The 23,616-nt window shown below is 64.4% G+C and carries 19 protein-coding genes; 12 read left to right on the top strand and 7 right to left on the bottom strand.

Annotated elements, in window-relative coordinates; genetic code table 11:
• Positions 1-140: 140 nt before the first annotated feature.
• The 3 genes from COW1_RS08740 to COW1_RS08730 all read right to left on the bottom strand — a co-directional run bounded on the left by COW1_RS08740 (position 141) and on the right by COW1_RS08730 (position 3,142).
• Positions 141-473, bottom strand: coding sequence for a YegP family protein (locus tag COW1_RS08740; RefSeq protein ID WP_201343923.1), 333 nt, complete (start codon positions 471-473; stop codon positions 141-143).
• A 159-nt stretch (positions 474-632) separates the two neighbouring features.
• Positions 633-1,187 carry a ferritin family protein gene (locus COW1_RS08735; RefSeq protein WP_201343921.1) on the bottom strand — a complete coding sequence of 185 codons (555 nt, stop codon included), beginning with the start codon at positions 1,185-1,187 and terminating at the stop codon, positions 633-635.
• 68 nt (positions 1,188-1,255) lie between these two features.
• Positions 1,256-3,142, bottom strand: coding sequence for a sigma 54-interacting transcriptional regulator (locus COW1_RS08730; RefSeq protein ID WP_201343919.1), 1,887 nt, complete (start codon positions 3,140-3,142; stop codon positions 1,256-1,258).
• A gap of 545 nt (positions 3,143-3,687) precedes the next feature.
• On the opposite strand from COW1_RS08730, the gene COW1_RS08725 reads away from it, so the two are divergent.
• From COW1_RS08725 to COW1_RS08675, 11 genes are all read left to right on the top strand, one after another.
• Entirely contained in the window at positions 3,688-5,139 is a 1,452-nt protein-coding gene (locus tag COW1_RS08725) for an ABC transporter substrate-binding protein (protein ID WP_201343912.1), read from the top strand.
• Positions 5,139-5,969 (top strand): nitrate ABC transporter permease, encoded by an 831-nt coding sequence (ntrB, locus tag COW1_RS08720; RefSeq protein WP_172844254.1) that lies wholly within the window; start codon positions 5,139-5,141, stop codon positions 5,967-5,969. Before COW1_RS08725 ends, ntrB begins: the two co-directional genes overlap by 1 nt.
• A 10-nt stretch (positions 5,970-5,979) precedes the next feature.
• On the top strand, positions 5,980-6,903 hold the full coding sequence (locus COW1_RS08715; protein WP_096365209.1) for an ABC transporter ATP-binding protein: 924 nt from the start codon (positions 5,980-5,982) through the stop codon (positions 6,901-6,903).
• A 50-nt stretch (positions 6,904-6,953) separates the two neighbouring features.
• The gene (gene cynS / locus COW1_RS08710; protein WP_096365211.1) at positions 6,954-7,394 is read left to right on the top strand and encodes a cyanase; all 441 of its coding nucleotides are present in this window, start codon (positions 6,954-6,956) and stop codon (positions 7,392-7,394) included.
• Between the two features lie 187 nt (positions 7,395-7,581).
• The gene (locus COW1_RS08705) at positions 7,582-8,802 is read left to right on the top strand and encodes an alginate export family protein (RefSeq protein WP_201343903.1); all 1,221 of its coding nucleotides are present in this window, start codon (positions 7,582-7,584) and stop codon (positions 8,800-8,802) included.
• Positions 8,803-9,075: 273 nt separating this feature from the next.
• Complete coding sequence (locus COW1_RS08700; RefSeq protein WP_201343901.1) at positions 9,076-9,729, top strand: carbonic anhydrase; 654 nt, start codon at positions 9,076-9,078, stop codon at positions 9,727-9,729.
• A gap of 32 nt (positions 9,730-9,761) precedes the next feature.
• Positions 9,762-9,983 carry an FmdB family zinc ribbon protein gene (locus COW1_RS17250; RefSeq protein ID WP_096365217.1) on the top strand — a complete coding sequence of 74 codons (222 nt, stop codon included), beginning with the start codon at positions 9,762-9,764 and terminating at the stop codon, positions 9,981-9,983.
• Between the two features lie 98 nt (positions 9,984-10,081).
• Positions 10,082-11,674: a sigma 54-interacting transcriptional regulator gene (locus COW1_RS08690; RefSeq protein ID WP_231971561.1), complete on the top strand. Its 1,593-nt coding sequence runs from the start codon at positions 10,082-10,084 to the stop codon at positions 11,672-11,674.
• 230 nt (positions 11,675-11,904) lie between these two features.
• Positions 11,905-13,089 carry an efflux RND transporter periplasmic adaptor subunit gene (locus COW1_RS08685; protein ID WP_201343899.1) on the top strand — a complete coding sequence of 395 codons (1,185 nt, stop codon included), beginning with the start codon at positions 11,905-11,907 and terminating at the stop codon, positions 13,087-13,089.
• The gene (locus tag COW1_RS08680) at positions 13,086-16,175 is read left to right on the top strand and encodes an efflux RND transporter permease subunit (protein WP_201343892.1); all 3,090 of its coding nucleotides are present in this window, start codon (positions 13,086-13,088) and stop codon (positions 16,173-16,175) included. The genes COW1_RS08685 and COW1_RS08680 overlap by 4 nt, the downstream gene beginning before the upstream one ends.
• A gap of 258 nt (positions 16,176-16,433) precedes the next feature.
• Positions 16,434-17,180: a VPLPA-CTERM sorting domain-containing protein gene (locus COW1_RS08675; protein ID WP_201343890.1), complete on the top strand. Its 747-nt coding sequence runs from the start codon at positions 16,434-16,436 to the stop codon at positions 17,178-17,180.
• A gap of 156 nt (positions 17,181-17,336) precedes the next feature.
• On the opposite strand, the gene COW1_RS08670 is transcribed toward COW1_RS08675, so the two are convergent.
• Together COW1_RS08670 and COW1_RS08665 are read right to left on the bottom strand one after the other, a co-directional pair.
• Positions 17,337-18,512 carry a sensor domain-containing diguanylate cyclase gene (locus COW1_RS08670; protein WP_201343888.1) on the bottom strand — a complete coding sequence of 392 codons (1,176 nt, stop codon included), beginning with the start codon at positions 18,510-18,512 and terminating at the stop codon, positions 17,337-17,339.
• Positions 18,513-18,529: 17 nt separating this feature from the next.
• Positions 18,530-19,417 (bottom strand): HDOD domain-containing protein, encoded by an 888-nt coding sequence (locus COW1_RS08665; protein WP_201343886.1) that lies wholly within the window; start codon positions 19,415-19,417, stop codon positions 18,530-18,532.
• 143 nt (positions 19,418-19,560) lie between these two features.
• On the opposite strand from COW1_RS08665, the gene COW1_RS08660 reads away from it, so the two are divergent.
• Complete coding sequence (locus COW1_RS08660) at positions 19,561-20,946, top strand: MBL fold metallo-hydrolase RNA specificity domain-containing protein (RefSeq protein ID WP_096365229.1); 1,386 nt, start codon at positions 19,561-19,563, stop codon at positions 20,944-20,946.
• An 87-nt stretch (positions 20,947-21,033) separates the two neighbouring features.
• Here COW1_RS08660 and nadC read toward each other — a convergent pair whose 3' ends face one another.
• Both nadC and COW1_RS08650 read right to left on the bottom strand, forming a co-directional pair.
• A complete protein-coding gene (gene nadC / locus COW1_RS08655) occupies positions 21,034-21,870 on the bottom strand; it encodes a carboxylating nicotinate-nucleotide diphosphorylase (RefSeq protein WP_201343884.1) in 837 nt (278 codons plus the stop codon).
• Between the two features lie 238 nt (positions 21,871-22,108).
• Complete coding sequence (locus COW1_RS08650) at positions 22,109-23,470, bottom strand: sodium:alanine symporter family protein (protein ID WP_201343882.1); 1,362 nt, start codon at positions 23,468-23,470, stop codon at positions 22,109-22,111.
• Between the last annotated feature and the right edge of the window lie 146 nt (positions 23,471-23,616).

Raw genomic sequence — 23,616 nt, 5'->3', positions numbered from 1 at the left:
AACTGAGAATTATTCGTACTATCAATTGTCACCGACCCCTTATTGGAAAAGGCCACCTTTACGGTGGCCTTTTTGTGTCTGTCATCGCCGCCCGGCATGCCCATCTGTTGTCGAACGGCGGTTGACCGGCGGGCGGCCTTTCAACTTTTATCATCCACGGCTGCTCCGGCGGCTTCCTTTTTTGTGGCGGCGACAGCGGCGTCGCGTGCGGCAGTGTCGGCGAACATGGGGCTGGTGCCGATGATCTGGCCGTTGGCCGCCTTCAGGTTGAAGTAGGCCCGCCCGTCGGAAGCGGTCCTGGCTTCGTAGTGGCCGTCATTGCCGGCGTTCTTGCGTACGGATTCAACACCGTTGGTACAGCCGGATCTGGCATTGTATCCCTCGCTGCGCAGCAGGGTCTTGCCGTCATTGTTCAGTAGTTTGAAGTGATATTCGCCCTTGTCATTTTTCGAGATTTCGAACCTGACCGACATGGTTGCGCCTCCTTTGCGATGAGTCAACGAGGGGGCGCATGAACAGGCACCCCATTATGAGGCTAGACCAGCCATTGCCTATTGCCAGTGGTCTGGTGTCCGGCTGTTTGATGGAGATCAGGGAAAGAAGGGTTTTCAGGCAGGTCCTGCAACGGCAATTCAGGGTTGTTCGTTGCTACTGCTGGCGTCGCACTGGCGGTCAGCGGGCACAGTCGGGGCCCGTTCCAGCCTGGCCAGGCGTTCCTCGAAGGCGCGCTCGTGTTCCTCTTCGAAGGCGGCCAGTTGCCGGTAGATTTCGGCCTGGGCGGCGTCCTTGGTCTGTTCCAGGAGTTCGGTGTAGAAGTTGCGGGTGTAGCGTTCGATATCCAGCGCGGCGGAGAGCAGGTTATAGGCGGCCCAGGTCTCTGCGATCAGGAAGTGTTCACCGAACGCAGCGAAGCCGGGGATGTATTTCCGCAGTTCGGTCGGGGGTTCCCGTTCCGGGATCGGTGCGTCCTCGCCGAAGCTGTCGCGATACAGCGCAGCCAGTTGACGTTCATGTTCCTGTTCCTCTTCGACCAGGGCGGACAGGAATTCCGCTACGGCGGGGTCATAGGCGCGGAAGCGGTAGGCCCACTCCTGAAAGTGGGCGGCATTGTGCCGCTCGATGGCGATGCCCAGGGCGAGCGCTTCCTGGGCCGGCGACAGGGCGGATTCCTGATTTTCGCGAGACATGGGTCTGCAATGTAAACCGCCGGTCGCGGCATGCATTGATCCTGATCAATCCCGCCGCAAGCCCGTTCTCACCCCTGCCGGACCACGAAGCGGTGGCGGTTGATGCCCAGGGACTTGATGCGCGAGGCGAGTGTGGTCGGTTTTATCTCCAGCAGTTCAGCCGCGCCGCCCCGGCCGAAGACCTTGCCGTTGCAGTGGCGCAGGGCGGCGATGATGTTCTCCAGTTCCTGCTGCCGGAGTTCATCGCGGGTGCGGACGCGGCCGACGCCGTTGGGCCGGGCCGGCGCGGCTTGTGTGGCAGTCTCACCGGTGTTGATGTCCAGGTGCAGGCGGCCTTCGCGGGCAAGGATCACCGCGCGCTCGATCACGTTGACCAGTTCACGGATATTGCCGGGCCAGTGATAGGCCTGCAGGCGTTCGATGTCGCCGTGGGTCAGCTGGACCTCGGGCTTGCCGAATTTCTGGGCGGCAAGCCGGAGGAAGTGCGCGGCCAGCAACGGGATGTCTTCGGCGCGTTGGCGCAGGGCGATGGACTCGATGGGAAAGACATTGAGGCGAAAATAGAGATCCTCGCGAAAGCGCTTCTCGGCGACTTCCCGTTGCAGATCGCGGTTGGTGGCGGCGATGATGCGCACGTCCACCCGCCGGGTGACGGATTCGCCCACGCGTTCGAACTGCTGCTCCTGCAGTACCCGCAGCAGCTTGCCCTGCAGCTCCAGCGGGATCTCGCCGACCTCGTCGAGGAACAGGGTGCCGCCGTCGGCCAGTTCGAAGCGGCCGGCGCGATCGTTCATCGCGCCGGTGAAGGCCCCCTTGATGTGACCGAAGAATTCGCTCTCGAACAGTTCCCGGGGAATGGAGGCGCAGTTCACCCGGATCATCGGTCGGTCATGCCGGTCGCTGCTGTCATGGATCGCCCGGGCGACCAGTTCCTTGCCGGTGCCTGATTCTCCCGTGATCAGCACGGCCGCATCCGTCGGCGCGACCAGCTCGATCTGACGGATTACCTTGTGGATGGCCGGGCTGCGGCCGACGATCTCCTTGTAGTTGTGCTCAGCCAGGTACTCTTCCTGCAGGTAGGCGTTTTCCAGTTCCAGTTTGCGCTTGAGTTGCTGTACCTGGTCCAGCGCGGCGCGCAGCCGTTCCTCGGCCTGGCGGCGCTCGCTGATGTCACGGAAGATCACCACCGCGCCGACAATGCGGCCTTCCTCCATGATGGGGGTGCTGGTGTATTCCACCGGGATGGCCTTGCCGTCCTTGCGCCAGAACACCTCGTTGTCCACATGCCGGACCTTGCCGTCGCGGAAGGCAGCGAAGATGTGGCATTCGTGTGCAGGATAGCAGCACCCGTCGGCATGGCTGTGGTGGATCAGGGTATGGATGTTCCGGCCGATCATGTCCTCGGCCTTCCAGCCGAGCATCCGTTCGGCTGCCGGGTTGGCAAAGGTGGTCCGTCCCTCGGTGTCGACACCGTAGATGCCCTCGCCGGCCGCATTGAGAATGAGCTGGTTCTGGCGCTCGAACTCGCTGAATACCAGTTCGATGCTCTTCCAGCGCTCCAGTCCCTCCCGGTGCAGAGAATTGGCCTCGTTTACCCGGCGCAGGCGCTCCTGGCGGTCATGGTCACGCAGGATACAGATCAACAGTTCGGTATCTGTTGCCTGCATCAGACTGGCGGATATCTCCAGCCGCACCAGCTCGTCGTTGCGGGTACGGACATGCAGTTCATTGGTCCAGCTGTGTCCCCTGTGCAGCACTGCCTGGGTGAAGGCGATCATCTCGGCCAGATCCGGCATGAACAGGCGGCTGGGACGCAGGTCGCTGAGTTCCTCCCGGCTGTAACCCAGCAGGTCATGGGTCTGGGCGTTGGCGCGCACAATCCGGTCATGACCGGGGTCGATCACCAGGAGCGCTTCGCTCAGGTGGTCGAGTACCGATTCGGTAGGCGTATGCACGATCTTCTGTTTCCAGTTGCGTGGATCGGATCAGCCCGGAGGGGCCTGATCCGACATTGGTTCAATGTCTGTCGGGTTACGCTCCGCTAACCCGACCTACGGGGCTTTCTCTTGCCACCGTCATTCCCGCGCAGGCGGGAATCCAGTGGCAGCTGCGCAGGTCGGATCAGCCCGCAGGGCGTAATCCGATATGGGTTTGGTGTTTGTCGGGTTACGCTGCGCTAACCCGACCTACGGCCTTTCTGTTTCCATTCCAAGATCGGTGCCAGAACTACGAAGCCTCGTGGCATCTGCTGCGAAACTTCGTATCGCTACGAAATATCGCGGCAGTCACATTATTGATGTCAATCCGGAAGTTATTTCTATTTCAGCGTCTTATTGATTTCTGAATGAGTTGGCACGCCCCCTGCTCTGTGTTGTGTCAAGCAGGTTCGTGTGCGCCGCAGATTCGGGGAATTTCCCATCACGCGGTGACATGAACGCACCATCGGCGTGCAACGGTTTCGATAGCGGCACCAACAAGTGACAGACAGGAGACTGGACCCATGACTTACAAGAGCCTGAACGATCCCTTCAATCCCGACCTCAGCCTCAGGCACGAAGCCGGCTGCACCTGCAGCCGCTGCACAGCCGATCGCGATCCGCGGGAAGAGGGACAGCTGCCGCTGGCAGCGGGCGCGGCCGCTGCAGGTACGGCGCCGGAATCGCTGGTCCAGGCCGAGACGCTGACCTCGGAAGAGGCGGTGATGGACCGCGCCATCGAAAGCGCGGTAGTGCGCTCGGTGTTCGGCCACAGCGAGATCAGCCGGCGCTCCTTCCTGGGATTGCTGGGTTCGGGCACGGCCGCCGCCCTGCTGGGCTCGGTGTTCCCCATGGAGGCGGCCAAGGCGGCGATCAAGGAGACCATGGGCACGGGCAAGCTGGAGAAGACCAAACTCGATGTCGGCTTCGTGCCCATCACCTGCGCCACGCCCATCATCATGGCGCATCCGATGGGTTTCTATGAGCGCTACGGCCTGGATGTCAGCGTGATCAAGACCGCCGGCTGGGCGGTGGCGCGCGACAAGTCCCTGTCCATGGAATACGACGCCGCCCACATGCTCACTCCCATGCCGCTGGCCATGAGCATGGGCGCCGGCTCCACCGCCAAGCCCTTCATCATGCCGGCGGTGGAGAACATCAACGGCCAGGCGATCGTGCTGCACAACGACCACAAGGACAAGCGTGATCCCAGGCAGTGGAAGGGCTTCAAGTTCGGCGTGCCCTTCGAGTACTCCATGCACAACTTCCTGCTGCGCTACTACGTCGCCGAGCACGGACTGGATCCGGACACCGACATCCAGATCCGGGTGGTGCCGCCCCCGGAGATGGTGGCCAACCTGCGCGCCGGCAACCTCGACGGCTATCTCTCGCCCGATCCCTTCAATCAGCGCGCAGTGTGGGAGAAGGTCGGTTTCATTCACACTCTGACCAAGGACATCTGGGAGGGCCATCCCTGCTGCGCCTTCGCCTGCTCGCAGGAGTTCGCCGAGACGAACCCCAATACCTACGGCGCGCTGCTGCGCTCGATCATCGACGCCACCCACTACTCGGCCAAGCCGGAGAACCGCAAGGAGATCGCCGAGGCCATCGCGCCCAAGAACTACCTCAACCAGCCGGTGCCGGTGATCGAGCAGGTGCTGACGGGACGTTTCGCCGATGGCCTGGGCAATGTGCAGAACGTGCCGGACCGTATCGATTTCGATCCCTTCCCCTGGCATTCCATGGGCGTGTGGATCCTGACCCAGATGAAGCGCTGGGGCTACATCAAGGGTGATGTGAACTACCAGCAGATCGCCGAGGAGGTGTATGTCGCCGGCGAGACGGCCAAGGTGATGAAGGAGCTCGGCTACGAGCCGCCGGCGAAGACCTATGAGAACTACACCATCATGGGCAAGGAGTTCGATTACACGAAGCCCGAAGAGTACATCAACAGCTTTGCCATCCGGAGGAGCTGATGATCCATTCGCTGAAGTTCCGTGCCGCCATCGTCTCCGTGGTGCTGCTGGCCCTGTTCCTGGGTATCTGGGAGGGCCTCAATGCCCCGCCCGGCGACACCCAGCCGCTGACCGAATATGAGAAGCTGATGGGCGGCGCCTCGCAGGAGGCGCGCGTCCCCCAGCCCTCGGCCGTATTCAGTCTGGCCATGGAGGAACTGGGCAATCCCTTCTACGACGCCGGGCCCAATGACAAGGGCATCGGCATCCAGCTCGGGTATTCGCTGTACCGGGTGCTCACGGGATTCTTCATGGCCGCGCTGGTGGCGCTGCCCATCGGCTTTCTGGTGGGGATGTCCCCGCTGATGCAGAAGGCGCTGAATCCCTTCATCCAGGTGCTCAAGCCCATCTCGCCGCTGGCGTGGATGCCGCTGGCCCTGTTCATCATCAAGGACTCCGAGGCCTCGGCGATCTTCGTCATCTTCATCTGTTCCATCTGGCCGATGCTGATCAACACCGCCTTCGGGGTGGCCAATGTGCGCCAGGACTGGGTCAACGTGGCCCGCACCCACGAACTGGGGCACTTGAAAACCGCCTTCCAGGTCATCCTGCCGGCCGCAGCGCCGACCATCCTGACCGGCATGCGCATCTCCATCGGCATCGCCTGGCTGGTGATCGTGGCCGCCGAGATGCTCGTCGGCGGCACCGGCATCGGCTACTACGTGTGGAACGAATGGAACAACCTCGACCTGACCAGCGTGATCTTCTCCATCCTGATGATCGGCATCGTCGGCATGTTGCTGGATGCGGCGCTGGCCAGCGTCAATCGTCTGGTCGAATACCAGGAATAGGAGCACAGACATGAGCAGTCACTTCGTGGAAGTCCAGGGCCTTGCCAAGCGCTATCCCGCGCCGGGCAGGGGTGAATCCCTGACCGTGTTCGAGGATGCCAACTTCGGCATCGACAAGGGTGAATTCGTCTGCATCATCGGTCATTCCGGCTGCGGCAAGTCCACCATCCTCAATATTCTCGCCGGACTGGACGAGGCCAGCGACGGCGTGGTGGTGATGAACGGCAGGGAGGTGGCCGGCCCCAGCCTGGAGCGCGGGGTGGTGTTCCAGAACTACAGCCTGCTGCCCTGGCGCAGCGCTCTGAGCAACATCACCTTCGCCGTGCGTGCACGCTGGCCGCGCTGGAGCCGGGAGAAGGTGAACGCCCACAGCCTGCGGTTCCTGGAGCTGGTCGGGCTCAAGGGGGTGGAACACCGCAAGCCCTCGCAGCTCTCCGGCGGCATGCGCCAGCGGGTGAGTATTGCCCGCGCCTTCGCCACCCAGCCGCAGCTGCTGCTGATGGACGAGCCCTTCGGCGCCCTGGACGCGCTGACCCGCGGCATGATCCAGGAGGAACTGGTCCGGATCTGGAACGAGACCCAGCAGACCGTGTTCATGATCACCCATGATGTCGACGAGGCCATCCTGCTCGCCGACCGCATCCTGCTCATGACCAACGGCCCGCAGGCCCGGGTGGCCGAGTCGGTGCAGGTCTCCATCGATCGGCCGCGCAACCGCACCGACATCATCCACCACCCTGATTACTACAAGATCCGCAACCACCTGGTGGATTTCCTGGTGAACCGCTCGAAGGAGCTCTCGGGTTCGGCGGCCGGCGCCGAGGCGCAGGTTGGCAGGTACCCGCGCATTGTCGATCCGACGCGCGAGCCGGTGTCTGCGGCGGCTGATCAGGATATCTATCGACAGGCCGCCATGCAGCGGTGCCATGCATGATGAACCGGTTGTAGCGACAAACACTGATAACTGAGCAACAGGAGTACGCAATGAACAAGCTGGAAATGACCGAGGCCATCATGACGGCCAAAAGCAAATCAGGCATGGGCTGGGAGGATCTGGCCGGGAAGGTCGGGCTGGCGCCGGTGTTTCTGACCTCCGCCTGCCTGGGCATGAACAGCCTCAAGGCGGAGGCGGCCGACAAGCTGATCGATGTCCTGGGACTGCCGGGGGTGGTGTCCACCGCCCTCCAGCAGTATCCGCACAAGCGCTGGGATCAGGCCGTTCCCACCGATCCGGTGATCTATCGCTGGTACGAGATCGTCGGTGTCTACGGCGAGACCATCAAGGAACTGATCCATGAGAAATTCGGCGACGGCATCATGAGCGCGATCGATTTCTCCATGGATATCGACAAGGAGGAAAACCCGGCCGGTGACCGGGTGCGGGTCACCATGAGCGGTAAGTTCCTGCCCTACAAGAGCTGGTGAGCCGGTTCTGTAGTGGGCTGACGATTTCTAAACAGGAAACCCGATCAATTCGATTACCCCGTCATTGCGAGCGTAGCGTGGCAATCTCATACAGCAGAATTAATCGGTTAGAGATTGCCACGTCGCTTCGCTCCTCGCAATGACGGATTAATCAGATATTCATAAGGACAAACGGAGCACAACAAGCATGCAGACATCCATTTCCGGCAATTCCGGGTCCGGGTTCATTGTCGCCTCACTGGTCACGGCCGCCTGTGCAGCGGGTCCGGCGGCGGCTGAAACCTTCACCGAAGCGCTCGCGGGCGGCAAGGTCAAGGCCGATCTGCGCCTGCGCTATGAGTCGGTCGATCAGGACAATGCCCTGGACTCGGCCGACGGCCTGACCCTGCGCACGCGCCTGGGCTACAACACCGGCGGCTACAAGGGTTTCGACGCCTACGTCGAGATGGAGAACAGCTCGGCGCTGATCGAGGACTTCAACAGCGGGCCCGGCGGCAACGGCAAGGCGGGGTATTCGGTGATCGGCGACCCGGACGGCACCGAGGTCAACCAGGCATATCTCGGCTACAGCGGCCTGCTGCCGGAGACAACCGCGAAGTTCGGTCGCCAGCGTATCATCCTGGACAATGCGCGCTTCGTCGGCAATGTCGGTTGGCGTCAGCGGGAACAGACCTACGACGCACTGCGCCTGACCAGTCAGACCCTGCCGGGACTGACCTTCAATTACGCCTATATCGATAACGTGCAGAATATCTTCGGCGCCGATGTGGACATGAACAACCACATCGTCAATCTCGGCTATACCGGCTTCGAGTCGCTGACGCTGGGTGCCTACGGCTATTTCCTCGCCTATAACGGCAGTGCCGCGGCGCGGGCGGCTTCGAGCCAGACGCTGGGTGCCTATGTCGATGGCGGTTATGATCTGGACGGCTTCAGGCTGCTCTACCGTGCCGAGTATGCCGAACAGTCCGACTACGAAGACGGCAGCAGCAACATCGATGCCGAGTACATGCATTTCATCCTCGGCGCGACGGTCGGCGGCATCACCGGCAAGATCGGCTATGAGGTGCTGGGCGGCGACAGCTTCAGCGGCTTTGAGACCCCGCTGGCGACCAAGCATGCCTTCAACGGCTGGGCCGATGTATTCCTCAACACGCCGGCGGCGGGACTGGAGGACACCTATATCCAGGTCGGCGGCATGCTCATGGGGGCGAAACTGCTGGCGGTCTACCACGACTACCAGGCCGAGCAGGGCGGTGGCGGCGACTACGGTACCGAGCTCAACCTGCTGGCCGCGAAGTCCTTCGGCAAGTATTACAGCGCCGGCATCAAGTACGCCGACTATGATGCCGACGGCTTCGGAGTGGACACCGAGAAGTTCTGGGTCTGGGGGCAGGTCAGTTTCTAGACCACGCAGCTGAGCAGGGGGCTGCCCCACCCCCTGCCTCAGTGCGAAGTATTGCTTCGCGCCGGGAAGTTTTCCTTCTGTCACCTCAACTGCCTGACCCTCCTCATTATCCTGCCTCTGCAGCTGTCCGCTGGCTTCGCTGTGCCCCTTCTGTGTTGATGTAACGAATTGATTTTTAACTAGACTGTCGGTGGCACGCATGATGCGTACTCCGTGCCGGGCGCGGCCGGATCATCCGCCGCGGTTCAGCCCAACAACATGAAGGAGTGCGAGATGGCTACATTGAAGGACGAACTGACCCAGCGTACCGAACAGTTTGATCACTGGGCCACGCGCCGGCGCTATGGGCCCGATGGCCCGAACAACCGGCGTCTGTGGGTGCTTGCCTGCATGGATGAGCGCCTGCCCGTGGACGAGGCGCTGGGGATACGGGTCGACACCCCGGTCGGCGGCGGTGATGCGCACTGCTTTCGCAATGCCGGAGGCATCGTGACCGAGGATGCGATCCGCTCGGCGATGCTGACCTGCAATTTCTTCGGAACCCGGGAGATCGTCATTGTCCAGCATACCCAGTGTGGAATGCTGTCCGCCAACGCCAAGGACCTGGAGGCGGCCCTGCGTGACAAGGGTGTGGACCCGGACAACCTGACGCTTGATCCCACTCTGCCCGAACTCAAGCTCGACAAGGGCGGATTCGCCAAATGGATCGGCATGATGGACGATGTCGATGTGACCTGTATGAAGACGGTGGAGACGTTCAGGAATCACCCCCTGATCCCGAAGGATGTCACGGTCAGCGGTTGGGTCTGGGAGGTGGAGACCCGGCGTCTGCGCGCACCCACCCAGGAGGCCGAGGCCCGCGCCCGCACCGATGTCACCTCCAGTCAGTTCGGTGTCAAGGACAAGCAGCCGGGACGCTGGAGTTGATCCGGTATCACCACCGATGAGGAAGATGGATCATGCCCCTTTACGACTATTGTTGTGACCGCTGCGGGTTGCAGTTCGAATGCCGCCATTCCCTGGCTGCGCCGCCGCCGCCGTGTCCGCACTGCGCCGGAACCGTGCATCGGATCCTGGTGTCCGCCCCTGCGGTGCATGGGCGCATGGCGCAGGGGCGGGAGCAGGCCGCCCGTTCGCTCGAGTCCCCGCGCCATGGCCCCGGCTGTCCCTGCTGTCATTGAATCAACCGCTGCAGTCCGGGGATGCGGCTGCGTCCCCGGCGCCGGACGATCCGGTGAACTATAGTTGCAGGGACACGGATCGACCGCGGGAGGCGGGTATGTCAGGCAATTCCACCAAGCCACTGAATCCGGTGTCGTTTCTACAGGCATTCATCACCCAGAGCCTGAAGGTCGGGGCGCGGGGCTGTGCCGATCCGGATGCCGGCATGAATCACTACATCGAACAGGTCGGGCTGGCCGCGAGTCATTGCCTGGAGGAGAGCGCGCGCACCACGCTCGGCTACCAGCAGGCAATTGGGCCGGAGCAATATGCCGATGTGATCATCAACCTCAAGAATCAGATCGGCGGGAATTTCTCGCGCGCCTCATCCGAACCGGGCGTGGTGCGCGTCGTGAACACGCGCTGTCCCTTCGGCGAGAGCGTGCGTTCCGCGCCGGAGTTGTGCCGTATGACGGCCAGTGTCTTTGGCGGGATCGCCGCACGCAATTTTGGTTATGCCAAGGTGGAGCTGCGCAAACGCATCGCCACCAATCATGACTGCTGCGATGTCTGTGTCTACATCGATCCGGAGGTCGCGCAAGACAAGCCGGGTGAGGAGTACCGCTGCGAGGGCCGGACCATTGTCTCGCGCTCGAACACGGCGCAGGTGCGATCCCGGATCGAGGCCAGGCTGCGCGAGACCTGGTGTCCCGAACCGAGTGCGAGTCGGGACGAGCAACCGCGCCTGCCGCCGTCGATCGTGGCTGAATCAGCGGCCATGCGGGCTGCGCTTGAGGCCGTCGAGATCGTTGCCCCCACCTGTGCGACAGTGCTGGTGACGGGGGAGACGGGGGTGGGCAAAGAGGTGATAGCGCGCGCCATCCATGCCATGAGTCCGCGCTCCGTCCGTGAACTGTTGGCGGTGAACTGCGGCGCCATTCCTGAGAACCTGGTCGAAAGCACCCTGTTCGGGCACGAGAAGGGCGCGTTCACCGATGCCTACAATGTGCACCATGGCTGTTTCGAGCGTGCCGATGGCGGAACCCTGTTTCTGGACGAGATCGACTGCCTGCCCATTCCCGCGCAGGCGCGATTGCTGCGCGTGCTTCAGGACGGACGCTTCGAACGCGTCGGCGGCCGGCATACGCTGCATGCCGATGTGCGCATCATTGCGGCGTCCAACCAGGATCTGGATCGTGCCGTGCAGCTGGGGAACTTCCGGCGCGACCTGTATCATCGCCTGAACGTGGTGCCGATCCGTCTGCCGCCGCTGCGTGAACGCATCGATGACATCCCGCCGCTGGTGCAGCATTTCCTGGGCCGCTTGTCGGAAAAGCACGCCATGCCGACGAAGACGCTCAATGACAACGCCTGGGCCGCCATCATGCAGTACGACTGGCCGGGCAACCTGCGTGAATTGGAGAACGGACTGGAACGTGCCTTCCTGTTCTCGCGCGGCCCGGTCATCGAGCGGGTGGAAGTGGCGGGTTCCGGAGCGGATTATACGTTTCGGGGTGCCATGGACAGTCTGAAGAAGGTGCGTCAGCGGGCGGTGCAGCAGGCCGAGTCCGAGTTCATCGTCGATGCGCTGAAACGCTACAACGGCAATGTGACGGCTGTGGCACGGGCGATGGATGTGACGCCGCGCGCTGTTCACATGAGACTCAGGGAACTGGGCATCAGCGCCGCAAAATTCCGTATGCCCGGCTGATTCCGGTCTCCTCCCGCCTCTGGTTTCATCCTGAAATCAACGTTCCCTGCGGTTGAACCTGTCGGGAAGTCGCCGGTCTATGGTGCATGATGCGCAAGGATGGTAACGTCATTGCGTCGTGATCCGGTCATTGCGAGCCCTGGAATCCTGATCATCATGATTTTCATACGTTCGGCGCTGCAGCGCGCCCTGTTTGGTTGCCTTTTTCCCGTCGCCCGAAACCTGAATCCATGTCCCTGAAACGCCGTATATTCCCGCTTCTGCTGCTGCTGGCGGCGGCCTGGCTGGCCGTGATGATCACCCAACGCTTGCTGCCGGGTGATGAGCCTGCCGAGGCCCGGCGCGACGGGCGGGGACCGGTGCCGGTCGAGGTGGCCCCGATCGAGCAGGGCCCGATCGCCCTGCGCCGGACCTTCACCGGGAGCCTGGATGCCAATGCCGAGTTCGTCGTGGCATCCAAGATCGAGGGCCGGATCGAGGAAATCGGGGTGAGGCTCGCCGACAGCGTCACCCGCGGCCAGGTGGTGGCGCGGCTGGAGGCGGCCGAGTACCTGCAGGAGGTGGCCCAGGCCGAGGCCGATCTGGCGGTGGCGCAGGCCAACCTGACCGAGGCACGCAGCCAGCTCGCGCTGGCCGAGCGTGAGTTGAAGCGGCTGGAGCAGCTGCGTCAGCGCGGCATCGGTTCGGAATCGGAACTGGACGTGGCCCGCGCCGGGCAGCAGGCCCGCCAGGCGCAGGTGGAGGTCAGCCGGGCACAGGTCACCCGGGCCGAGGCGGCGCTGGAGATGGCGCGTATCCGCCTGGGCTACACCCGGGTCACGGCCGACTGGAGCGGCGGCAGCGACACGCGTCAGGTCGCGGAACGTTTCCTGGACGAGGGTGAGACGGTGGCCGCCAATGCCCCGCTGCTGCGCATCGTGGAACTGGATCCGCTGATTGCGGTGTTCCATGTGCCCGAGCGCGACTATGCCCGGCTGCAGCCCGGCCAGCGGGCCGAGTTGTACACCGATGCCTGGCCCGGCGAGGCCTTCGGCGGCGAGATCGCGCGCATCGCCCCGGTGTTCCGGGCCAATGCCCGTCAGGCGCGGGTGGAACTGCGTATCGACAATCACGGGCAGCGCCTCAAGCCGGGCATGTTCGCGCGTATCGACCTGGTGCTGGAACGGGTCGGGGAGACTGTCATCGTGCCGGAGGCCGCGCTGGTCCGGCGTGACGGCGGGGATGGGGTGTTCCGGGTCACGGCCGACAGGCAGGCGGTGACCTGGGTCCCGGTGCAGCCGGGCATCCGCGAGGCCGGCCGGGTGCAGGTCGAGGGTCTGGATCCGAACGGAAAAGTCGTGGTGCTGGGCCAGCAGCTGCTCGATGACGGCAGCGCCATCCGCATCGCTGACGACAGCGGAGTGGTTTCTCATTGAACCTGGCACGGGCCAGTGTAAACCGCCCGGTCTTTACCACCATGGTCACCCTGATCGTGGTGGTGCTGGGCGCGGTGTCGCTCAGCCGGCTGCTGATCGACATGCTGCCCAATCTGGAACTGCCCACCGTCACCATCCGCACCGAGTACGAGGGCGCCGATCCCATTGTCATGGAACGGCGCGTGACCCAGATCGTGGAAGAGATCGTCGCCACCGTGCCGGGCGTGGAGGAGATGACCTCGCTGTCCTACGAGGGCCAGAGCAGCGTGCGGGTCAGCTTCGGCTGGGGCACCGACATCGACGCCGTGGCGCTGGATGTGCAGGCCACGCTCGAGGATGAGATCAGCGAACTGCCTGACGAAATCATCGGCCCGCGGGTGAGCAAGTTCGATATCGACAGCTTCCCCGTGGTGATCCTGGGCATCTCCAGCCCGCTGGATCCGGTGGAGTTGACCGAGATCGTCGAGAACCAGATCCGCTACCGCTTCGCCCGCATCCCGGGCGTGGCCCAGGTCGATCCCTGGGGGGGCTTCAACCGCGAGGTGCGGGTGGAGTTGGACCCGGAACGCATCAATGCCCTGGGGCTGGCCCTGAACACCATCATCGATGCCATCGAGGACGCCAACCTGGACCGGCCCGCCGGCCAGATCGAATCGGGGCGCTTCGAGCTCACCCTGCGCGCCCCGGCCGAGTTCACCAGCCTGGACGAGATCCGCGCTACCGTGATTGCCCGCCGTGACGGTGCCCTGATCACGCTCGGCGAGGTCGCCACCGTCACCGATACCTACGAAAAGCTCACCCGCATTGTGCGGGTCAACGGCGAGCGCGGCCTGCGCCTGGCCATCCGCAAGCAGGCCGAGGCCAACACGGTCGAGGTCGCCCGCCGGGTGCTGGCCGAGGCCGAGGCGGTCAATGCCGCCTTCCCGCAGATCCAGGTCATTCCGGTCATCGATCAGGGCAACTTCATCGAACGCGCCATCGCCAATGTGGCCAGATCGGTACTCTACGGCGGCGCGCTGGCGGTGCTGGTGCTGCTGTTCTTCCTGCGTGATCTGCGCAGCACCCTGGTGATCTCGGTGGCCATCCCCATCTCGGTCATCGCCACCTTCGCGTTGCTCTACTTCGGCGGCTTCACCCTCAACCTGATGAGCCTGGGCGGCCTGGCGCTGGGTGTGGGCATGATGGTCGACAGCGCCGTGGTGGTGCTGGAGAACATCTTCCGCCGGCGCCAGGAACAGGGTGACGACAACGAGACCGCGGCCGTGAACGGGACCGGCGAGGTGGCCTCGGCGGTGATTGCCGGCACGGTGACCACCCTGGTGATCTTCCTGCCGCTGGTGTTCGTGCAGGGGGTATCGGGGGCGCTGTTCAAGGAACTGGCCTACGTGATCATGTTCGCGCTGTTCTGCGCCCTGCTGGTGGCGCTGAGCCTGGTGCCGATGCTGGCCTCCCGGCTGCTGCGCCGCCCGTCGCAACAGCCGGGCGAGGGCTGGACGGCGCGGCTGGCGGCGCGCGCCGGTGCGGCCTTCGCCGCGCTGGAACAGGCCTATGTCGATCTTCTGTCCGTGGTGCTGGATCGGCGTCTGCTGACGGTATTCGCCGCCCTGGTACTGTTCGCCGCCAGCCTGCTGCTGCTGCCCTTCATCGGCAGCGAGTTCCTGCCGCCCAGCGACGAGGGCGAGGTGCGGGTAACCGGGGAGATGGAGGTCGGCACCCGGCTCGATCTGATCGACCGCCAGACCCGGCTGATGGAGGCCAGGGTCTACGCGGCCGTGCCCGAGACGGTGTCCTCGGTGGTCAGCGTGATGGGCACCGGCACCCGCGGCCGCGCCACGCCCAGCGGCGAGATCCGGCTGTCGCTCACCCCGGCCGCCGCCCGCGACCGCTCCAATGTCGAGATCGCCGAGGCCCTGCGCCGAGAACTCGAGGGGGCGGTGCCGGGCATGGACATCCGGGTGCGCGCCCCCCAGGGCCAGTTTCTGCTCGAGCGCATCCTGCGCACCGAACAGGGCATCACCGTGGAGGTGCGCGGCCATGACCTCGACACCCTCGCTCTGCTGGCGCGCCAGACAGTCGGGCGCATCGAAGATGTGACCGGGATCACCGATGTGCAGATCAGCCGCGAGGCCGGCATCCCCCAGCGCGAGGTGCAGGTCGACCGGGCCAAGCTCGCCGACATGGGTCTGAGCCCGCGCGATGTCAGCGAACTGATCGAGACCGCGGTGGCCGGCTCGCGCGCCGGCGAATACCGGGTGGAAGGCAACAGCTACCGGATCCTGGTGCAGTTGCAGGATGCCGAGCAGCGTTCGCTGGACGAGATCCTCGACCTGACCCTGCTCACCCCCGATGGCGAACAGGTGGTACTGCGCAACCTGGTCGATACCCGCAGCGGCACCGGGCCGGTGGCCATCGAACGCAAGGACCAGCAGCGCCTGGTCACGGTCAGCGCCAACGTGGCCGGCCGCGACCTGGGCTCGGTCGCCGCCGAGGTGCAGGACCGGCTGGCACAGATCCCGCGGCCGGTGGGCTATGACCTGATCGTTGCCGGCACCTTCGAGGAGCAGCAGCAGGCCTACTCGGAACTGATGACCTCGCTGCTGCTGGCCCTGCTGCTGGTGTACATGGTGCTGGCGTCCCAGTACGAGTCCCTGCGCGATCCGCTGGTGGTGATGCTGTCGGTGCCGGTGGCCGCCGTCGGGGTGCTGGTCACACTGTTCCTGACCGATACCACCCTCAATCTGCAGTCAGGCATCGGCTGCCTGATGCTGGCCGGCATCGTGGTCAACAACGCCATCCTGCTGGTGGACCAGGCCGGGCGCCTGCGCCGGGAAGGCCAGGCGACGCGGGCGGCCCTGCTCGAGGCCGGGCGCCGCCGCCTGCGCCCGGTACTGATGACCACCCTGACCACCCTCCTGGCCCTGCTGCCACTGGCGCTCGGCATCGGCGAGGGCGCCGACGCCCAGGCCCCGCTGGCCCGCGCCGTGCTCGGCGGCCTGGCCGCCTCGACCCTGCTCACCCTGGCGCTGGTGCCGGCGGTGTATTCGCTGGTGCATGGGCGGGAGGATCGGGGAGCGGGAAGGGCGTGAGTCGCCCTGAAGCTGTTGGCTGGCTTTACGATTGATGTTTCTCCGTTCGTGTTTTTTATCTTTATGAATTCAAAGCATAAATTGAGTTGTTGCCGGCATGCGGCAGTGACTGTCATGTCGGTTTGTCTGACATGGTTTTGTAGGTTGATATCTAACTGGTTGTTTTTGTTAGGCCAAAGAATTGGTCCAAGTCTTGCTCCCATTTCGGTCAATAATCAGACCAAGGGAATGCATTCCCAGACCGGAGGAGTCCCGATCATGCGCAGTACCCCCCGAATTGCAGCCCTGGCTGCCATTTTGACCGCTTTCAATGCCCCCCTCGCCCACGCCGCCTATTGCGACAGCACCTACAGCAGTACCGGACTGACGGTGCTGGAAGGCGCTACGGTGTGTTTCCTCTACGATGCGAATCAGGTCGATCCGCTGTACGGGACCCTTTCCGCGTCCGGTGACAGCATCTTCGCCACGCCGGTCAACTTCGATGCCTATGCCAGCGACGGCAGCAACACCCAGGTCACTGGCACGGGTACCGTCCAGGTCGTCGCCAAGAGCGGGTATGTACTCGACGGCATCAATCTGGGCGAGACAGGCGTCTATTGGATGGAAGGCAGCGGCAGCAGCGTCGACGTGGACGCCACCCTGAGGGTATTCGCCTGGGATGATCCAGTGCCCGTATGGGGGACCGAGGAGCTCTCCAGTCTGACACTGTCCGGTCCCCTTGATGACCGTACCGGCAACGACGATACCTGGGCGGCCTCCACCAGCGTTGATCTCACCGGCACCCGCTGGGATGGCTTCGATCACGTGGGGCTCAGTCTGACGAACATCCTTACCGCCGACACATTGACTGCCGGTGAAAAGGCCTTTATCAACAAACTGGCGACGGGTGCAGGCGTCGATATCTCGGTCGATACCAGCGCGGTCGTTCCGCTGCCCGCCGCCGTCTGGCTGTTCGGCTCCGGTCTGCTGGGACTGGTCGGCATCGCCCGGCGCCGCGCCGGCTGAATCAAATCAAGCGTACAAGATCAAGAGCGCCACGGAATACACGGAAAGCACGGAAAATCCTACTGCGTTGCCAGGGCGCTATGCGCCCGGCAACGTGAACAGCATTTACTCTTGTCCGTGTTTTCCGTGTATTCCGTGGCGCTCTTTTCTTTTTTCTCACATCCGGTAACGCACATCCTTCCAGCTGCAGGCCCGGTCGCGCCCCTGGCTCTTGCTGCAGTACAGCGCCTGGTCGGCCTGGCGCAGCAGGGTTTCCAGCAGATCGCTCTGGTCCGGGGATTCCTGCCCGCCGAGACAGCTCAGGCCGATGGATGTGGTCACCCGCAGGGGGGACCGGTCGGTGCTGAATTCCAGATTGCGCAATGAATGGAGGATGCGTTCGGCCAGGCGGACGGCGCCGTCCAGGTCGGTGTCGGGCAGTGCCAGCACGAATTCCTCGCCGCCGAAGCGGGCGATGACATCGCCCTCGCGGGTCTGGCCCTTGAGCAGGGCGGCGGTGACCTGCAGCACCTTGTCGCCCATGGCGTGGCCGAAGCTGTCGTTGATCTGCTTGAAGCGGTCCAGGTCCACCATCATCAGGCTGAACTCGCGCCGGTGGCGCACGGCATTGGCCAGCGCGGCCTGGGCCTCGGGAAAGAAGAAACGCCGGTTGTGGATGCCGGTCAGTTCATCGACCACGGACAACTGCTGGTAGCGCCGCTTGAGTTCCTCGGCCTCGGTCAGTGCGGTGCGCAACTCCTGGGTGCGGCGGGTGACCTCGGTCTCCATCTGGTGGGTGTAGCGCCAGTTGGCGATCAGTTGGCCGAGGAAGTTGGAGAACACCTCCAGCAGCCGCTCGTGGTGCTCGCTGAAGAAGTCCTGCTGGCCGTGAGAGACATTGAGCACACCGATCACCCGTCCCTCGACCGTGACCGGTATGCAGATCAGGGAGCCGGTGCGCTGCTCGGGGTCGGGATGGACGAATCGGCTTTCCTCCCGGCAGTTGCGGCAGTGCTGCAGGTTGCCGGTTTCCGCCGCCATGCCGATGATGCCTTCGCCGAGACGGAATCGATGCGGGGTCGGGTGTGCCGTGCCGGTGGGCAGCACCGTCTCCCGCCAGTCCAGACCGGTCCGGCAGCTGAGGCTGTCGCCATCCAGCAGGAACAGGGAGCAGCGTTCGAAGTCGTTGTTCTCCAGCAGGATGCGCATGGCGGTGCGCAGCAGGCTGGCCTCGTCCCCGCTGTCCTGCCGGCCCAGGTCGGACAGGGCGCGCAGGGCCGACAGATCCCCCACCAGCTTGATGCAGCGCTGGTTGAGTTCGGTGAAGGCGTCGCTGAGGGGAGTGGGATCCATAAGTATCGTGCGGGTCCTTAGGCAGGCGGCTCCTGGGTGCCGATCGATTCGGCCAGGGCCCGGTACTGGGCATCGTTGTGTCTGGCCTTGTGCATTATATCATCCAGCATCTCCTGGGTGAGGGCGGAAGGATGATCGCCGAAATCATCGAGTTGCAGTTGCGCCTGGTCGGGGTCGTCATACAACGCCTCGGCCGCGCGGGAGCAGATGGCCACGGTCTGCACCGCCAACTCGTAGCGGCCGGCCAGGTTGGGTTCGTGGCGGTACTGAATGGTATGGGTCACGCAGCGCGGCAGTTTCCAGCGTTTGCCGATGAGGGTGCCGGCCTGCATCTCGGTCATGGCCAGCACCTGGGACTCCAGTGTCAGCAGACTTTCCCCGGGGTTGGCCTGCTTCTGGCGGAACACGTCCGCCATGCGGCTGGGAAAGGCATGCACCAGGACCAGCTGCCCCAGGTTGTGCACCAGCCCGGCCAGGAACAGGCATTCGCGCAGATCGGTCTCCAGTTCCAGGTGCGGGCCGAGGGCATTGGCCAGGTTGGCGCTGACGAAGGCCCGGTACCAGTAGCGGCTGAGTTCGAATTCCGGGCAGGCGCTGACATCGAAGGGCTTGCTGAGTGCGATGCCGATGGCCAGGCCGCGCACGATGTTCAGTCCCAGCACCCGGGTGATGGCGTCCTCGACCTGGTGTATCTCGCGCTGGCGGGCGAAATAGGCCGAGTTGGCAATGCCGACGATGCGGGCGGCCAGGCCGGGATCCTGCTCGATCAGCCCGGTCAGGCGCCGGATATCGACATCCTCGCTGGTGACTTCCCTGAGCAGCTGGTAGGCCACTGCGGGGAGCGGCGGGAGATGCAGGATTTCCTGCAGTCGGCTATGGTGGGGGTCACTGGGTGGTCTTTCCATGACAGGCTCTGAGCAGTATTGGTAACTCTATGATTGTGTTTGGATAAGCATCGGTCGCTGGGCGAGAAACTTGAATCGCCTGTGGAATCAGCGGCCGGCAGTAAAATTAGTTAACCATAATACGCTGATATAGGAGAGAAGGCATGCAGGTGCAGTGCTTCGGTGCGGCCGGGGAGGTCACGGGATCCTGCCTGCTGCTGGAGACGGGCCGCCACCGGCTGCTGCTGGACTGCGGTCTGTTCCAGGGCAGCCGCGAGGAGGAGGAACGCAACCGCGAGGAGTTCCCGTTCCCGCTCGATTCCATCGATGCCGTCATCCTCAGTCATGCCCATCTGGACCACTCCGGCCGCATTCCGCTGTTGATCAAGGCCGGCTATACCGGGCCGGTCTACGCCCACGCCGCCACCCGCGATCTGTGCCGGATCATGCTCAAGGATTCGGGCTACCTCAACGAGAAGGATGCCCAGTGGGAGAATCGCAAGCGCCAGCGCAAGGGGCTGAAGCCGGTCGAACCCATCTACACCCTGGAAGAGGCCAAGGCGTCGATGCGGGCGTTTCGTACACTGCGCTACGACCAGCGCCGGCGCATTCTGCCGGGCGTGCATCTGCGGCTGCGCGATGCCGGCCACATCCTGGGATCGGCCATCGTGGAACTGGAACTGGAGGCGAACGGGACGCGCAGGCGGCTGGTCTATACGGGCGACCTGGGGCATCGCGGCGCCCCCATCCTGCGTGACCCGGCCCGGGTGGAGACGGCCGATCAGATCATCATGGAATCCACCTACGGAGATCGCAGTCACCGCTCCTGGGAGGCCACCTGGACGGAGATGGCCGAAGTGCTCGACAGCGCCGCGAACAGCGGCGGCAACGTCATGGTGCCGGCCTTCGCCGTGGGCCGTACCCAGGAACTGCTCTATGCCATGCAGATGAATTACCACGACTGGGGCATGGACCGCTGGCAGATCTTTCTCGACAGCCCCATGGCCATCGAGGCCACCCGGGTCTATTCCCGGCACGTGGACCTGTACGACGCCGAGGCCCGCACCGGCCACGCCCGCCACGACGGGCTGTTCGATCTGCCCAACCTGCGCATGACGCGCACGGCCAACCAGTCCATGGCCATCAACAGGATACGCTCCGGCGCGATCATCATCGCCGGCAGCGGCATGTGCACGGGCGGGCGCATCAAGCACCACTTCAAGCACAACCTCTGGCGCAGCGACAGCCATGTGCTCATCGTGGGCTTCCAGGCCAGCGGCACCCTCGGACGGCGACTGGTCGACGGCGCGACCCATGTGCGGCTGTGGGGCGAGACCATTCGGGTCGGGGCGCAGATCCACACCATCGGCGGCCTGTCGGCCCACGCCGATCAGGCCGGACTGCTGGAATGGTATGAGGGGATTGCCGGCCGGCCGCCGGTGATTCTGGTGCATGGCGAGGATGACCCGCGGGAATGCCTGGCCGGGGCGCTGCGCGAGCGCGGGGCGAAGGTGCGGCTGCCGCAGCGGGGCGAGACACTGGGACTGTAGGATGGGTGGAGCGCAGCGCAACCCATCGCGACGCGGCCAGTGATGGGTTGCGTCGCAGGCGCCTCCACCCATCCTACGGGCTTTGAATCAATCGAACCGCATGGACAGATCCACCGCCTGTACGTCCTTGGTGAGATTGCCGACCGAGATGCGATCCACGCCGGTCTCGGCAATGGCGCGTACCGTCTCCAGGTTGACCCCGCCCGAGGCCTCGAGCTGCACCCGGTCCAGGTTCAGTTCCACCGCCGCACGCAGCCGCGCCAGGTCGAAATTGTCCAGCAGCACGATATCGGCGCCGGCGGTGATGGCCGCCTCGAGCTGATCCAGATCCTCCACTTCGATCTCGACGGGCAGGCTCGCGTGCAGGCGCCGCGCCTGGCCGATCGCCGCGGCGATCGAGCCGGCGGCGGCGATGTGGTTCTCCTTGATCAGGATGCCGTCGTACAGCCCCAGCCGGTGGTTGTGGCAGCCGCCGCAGCGCACGGCGTATTTCTGGGCGTGGCGCAGGCCCGGCAGGGTCTTGCGGGTGTCCAGCAGGCGCACCGGCAGGCCGGCCACGGCATCGGCATAGCGCCGGGCCAGGGTGGCCGTACCGCTCAGGGTCTGCAGCAGGTTGAGCGCGGCGCGCTCGCCGGTGAGCAGGCCGCGTGCCGGGCCCTGCAGCCGGCACAGGGGCTGGTCCGGCTCGACCCGGTCGCCGTCGGCGGCCAGCCAGTCGATGCGGATACGGTCATCGACGGCGGCGAACACGGCATTGACCCAGTCCCGGCCGCACAGCACCGCCGGCTCGCGGCTGATGATGCGGGCCCTGGCCTCAGCGGTTTCCGGAATCAGCGCAGCGGTGAGATCGCCGCCGCCGACGTCTTCCTCCAATACCCGCCGCACCAGGGCGTGGACCTGTTGGTCGAGGGCTTCCAGGCGCATGTGGTTTCGTTGCCTCCGGTAGTTTGTGGAAGTGAGGAGTGAGGAGAATAGCCGGATGGCGGCGGACATTCCCACCTTCGCCGTCATCCCCGCGCAGGCGGGGATCCATCACCCGCTGCGGTCCCTGGATCCCGGCCTGCGCCGGGATGACGGAGGATGCAGGCCGGGGTAAACGCAGTATTTCCGGCCCCGGGCTGGCGGCCCTTGTACCGCCTGTGCTTTTGTTCCTCCTTACTCCTCACGCCTCACGCTCGAAATACTCCCGCGTCACCCTGAAGACCACCGGACTGAGCAGCAGCAGGGCGATCAGATTGGGAATCGCCATCAGGCCGTTCATCACATCCGCGGCCAGCCACAGGGGCCGGAGTTCGGCCACTGCACCCAGCGGGATGCAGACGATCCACAGCGCCCGGTAGCCGGCGATGATGTCCGGCCCGAACAGATACTCGGCGCAGCGTTCACCATAGAAGCTCCACCCCAGCAGGGTGGTATAGGCAAACAGGATCAGGCCGAAGGTGACGATGTATTCGCCGATCTGCGGCAGGCCGGCGGCGAAGGCATAGGAAGTGAGTGCCGCGCCGTTGAGTTGCACGCCGGCGGCATCGACCTCGGTCCAGCCGCCGCTGAGCACGATCACCAGGGCGGTGATGGTGCAGATGATCAGGGTGTCGATGAAGGTGCCCAGCATCCCGATCACACCCTGGCGCACCGGGTCATTGGTCCTGGCCGCGGCATGGGCGATAGGGGCCGTGCCGAGCCCGGCCTCGTTGGAGAACACGCCGCGGGCCACGCCGAAGCGGATGGCCATCAGCAGGGTCGAGCCGGCGAAGCCGCCGGCGGCGGCCGAGCCGGTGAAGGCGTCGGTCACGATGGTTGTCAGTGCGGCAGGGACCTGGTCGATCTGCAGCCCGATGATGAGCAGCCCGCCCAGCAGGTAGGCGGCGGCCATGAAGGGCACCAGTTTGCCGGCCACCTCGCCGATGCGGCGAATGCCGCCGATCAGCACGGCGAAGGTGAAACCGGCCAGCAGCAGGCCGGTGGCCCAGAGCGGAACGGCGAAATTGGTCTCCACGGCGTGCGCGACCGAGTTGGCCTGGATGGTGTTGCCGATGCCGAAGGCCGCGATGGTGCCGAACAGGGCGAACAGGAAGGCCAGCCAGCGCCAGTTCCGGCCCAGGCCGTTCTTGATGTAGTACATGGGGCCGCCCTGCTGGCGGCCCAGGCGGTCCACTTCGCGATAGCGTACGGCCAGCACGGCCTCGCCATACTTGGTGGCCATGCCGACCACGGCCGTGACCCACATCCAGAACACCGCGCCGGGTCCGCCGATGGCGATTGCCGTTGCCACCCCGGCGATGTTGCCGGTGCCGACCGTGGCCGACAGCGCCGTCATCAGGGCATTGAAGGGGCTGATGTCGCCGGGCTCATCACTCGGTCTGCGGCCCTGCCACAGCATGCGCAGGCCGTAGCCGAGCCGGCGCAGGGGCATGAACTTCAGGCCCAGGGTGAGATACACACCGGTGCCGACCAGCAGCACCAGCATCACCGGGCCCCAGATGATGCCGCTGAGATCATTCAGCAGATGGGTGTAGGATTCCATGGCTGTATCCCGCGCTTGTATACCCAATCATTGCATAAATTGCGGCTGTTACACCTGCTACCGTCATCCCCTGCTACCGTCATCCCCGCGCAGGCGGGGATCCAGTAACCGCAGCGGTATCTGGATCCCGGCCGGAGCCTGTGCCG

Origin of the sequence: Thiohalobacter sp. COW1, from assembly GCF_016629505.1 — a bacterium.
GTDB classification, from domain to species: Bacteria; Pseudomonadota; Gammaproteobacteria; order Thiohalobacterales; family Thiohalobacteraceae; genus Thiohalobacter; species Thiohalobacter thiocyanaticus_A.
This window is presented reverse-complemented; position numbering and strand designations above follow the sequence as displayed.

Coding starts and splice junctions, on each gene's coding strand:
- COW1_RS08740 (WP_201343923.1), bottom strand. CDS start 473: ATGTCGGTCAGGTTCGAAATCTCGAAAAATGACAAGGGCGAATATCAC.
- COW1_RS08735 (WP_201343921.1), bottom strand. CDS start 1,187: ATGTCTCGCGAAAATCAGGAATCCGCCCTGTCGCCGGCCCAGGAAGCG.
- COW1_RS08725 (WP_201343912.1), top strand. CDS start 3,688: ATGACTTACAAGAGCCTGAACGATCCCTTCAATCCCGACCTCAGCCTC.
- ntrB (WP_172844254.1), top strand. CDS start 5,139: ATGATCCATTCGCTGAAGTTCCGTGCCGCCATCGTCTCCGTGGTGCTG.
- COW1_RS08715 (WP_096365209.1), top strand. CDS start 5,980: ATGAGCAGTCACTTCGTGGAAGTCCAGGGCCTTGCCAAGCGCTATCCC.
- cynS (WP_096365211.1), top strand. CDS start 6,954: ATGAACAAGCTGGAAATGACCGAGGCCATCATGACGGCCAAAAGCAAA.
- COW1_RS08705 (WP_201343903.1), top strand. CDS start 7,582: ATGCAGACATCCATTTCCGGCAATTCCGGGTCCGGGTTCATTGTCGCC.
- COW1_RS08700 (WP_201343901.1), top strand. CDS start 9,076: ATGGCTACATTGAAGGACGAACTGACCCAGCGTACCGAACAGTTTGAT.
- COW1_RS17250 (WP_096365217.1), top strand. CDS start 9,762: ATGCCCCTTTACGACTATTGTTGTGACCGCTGCGGGTTGCAGTTCGAA.
- COW1_RS08690 (WP_231971561.1), top strand. CDS start 10,082: ATGTCAGGCAATTCCACCAAGCCACTGAATCCGGTGTCGTTTCTACAG.
- COW1_RS08685 (WP_201343899.1), top strand. CDS start 11,905: ATGTCCCTGAAACGCCGTATATTCCCGCTTCTGCTGCTGCTGGCGGCG.
- COW1_RS08675 (WP_201343890.1), top strand. CDS start 16,434: ATGCGCAGTACCCCCCGAATTGCAGCCCTGGCTGCCATTTTGACCGCT.
- COW1_RS08670 (WP_201343888.1), bottom strand. CDS start 18,512: ATGGATCCCACTCCCCTCAGCGACGCCTTCACCGAACTCAACCAGCGC.
- COW1_RS08665 (WP_201343886.1), bottom strand. CDS start 19,417: ATGGAAAGACCACCCAGTGACCCCCACCATAGCCGACTGCAGGAAATC.
- COW1_RS08660 (WP_096365229.1), top strand. CDS start 19,561: ATGCAGGTGCAGTGCTTCGGTGCGGCCGGGGAGGTCACGGGATCCTGC.
- nadC (WP_201343884.1), bottom strand. CDS start 21,870: ATGCGCCTGGAAGCCCTCGACCAACAGGTCCACGCCCTGGTGCGGCGG.
- COW1_RS08650 (WP_201343882.1), bottom strand. CDS start 23,470: ATGGAATCCTACACCCATCTGCTGAATGATCTCAGCGGCATCATCTGG.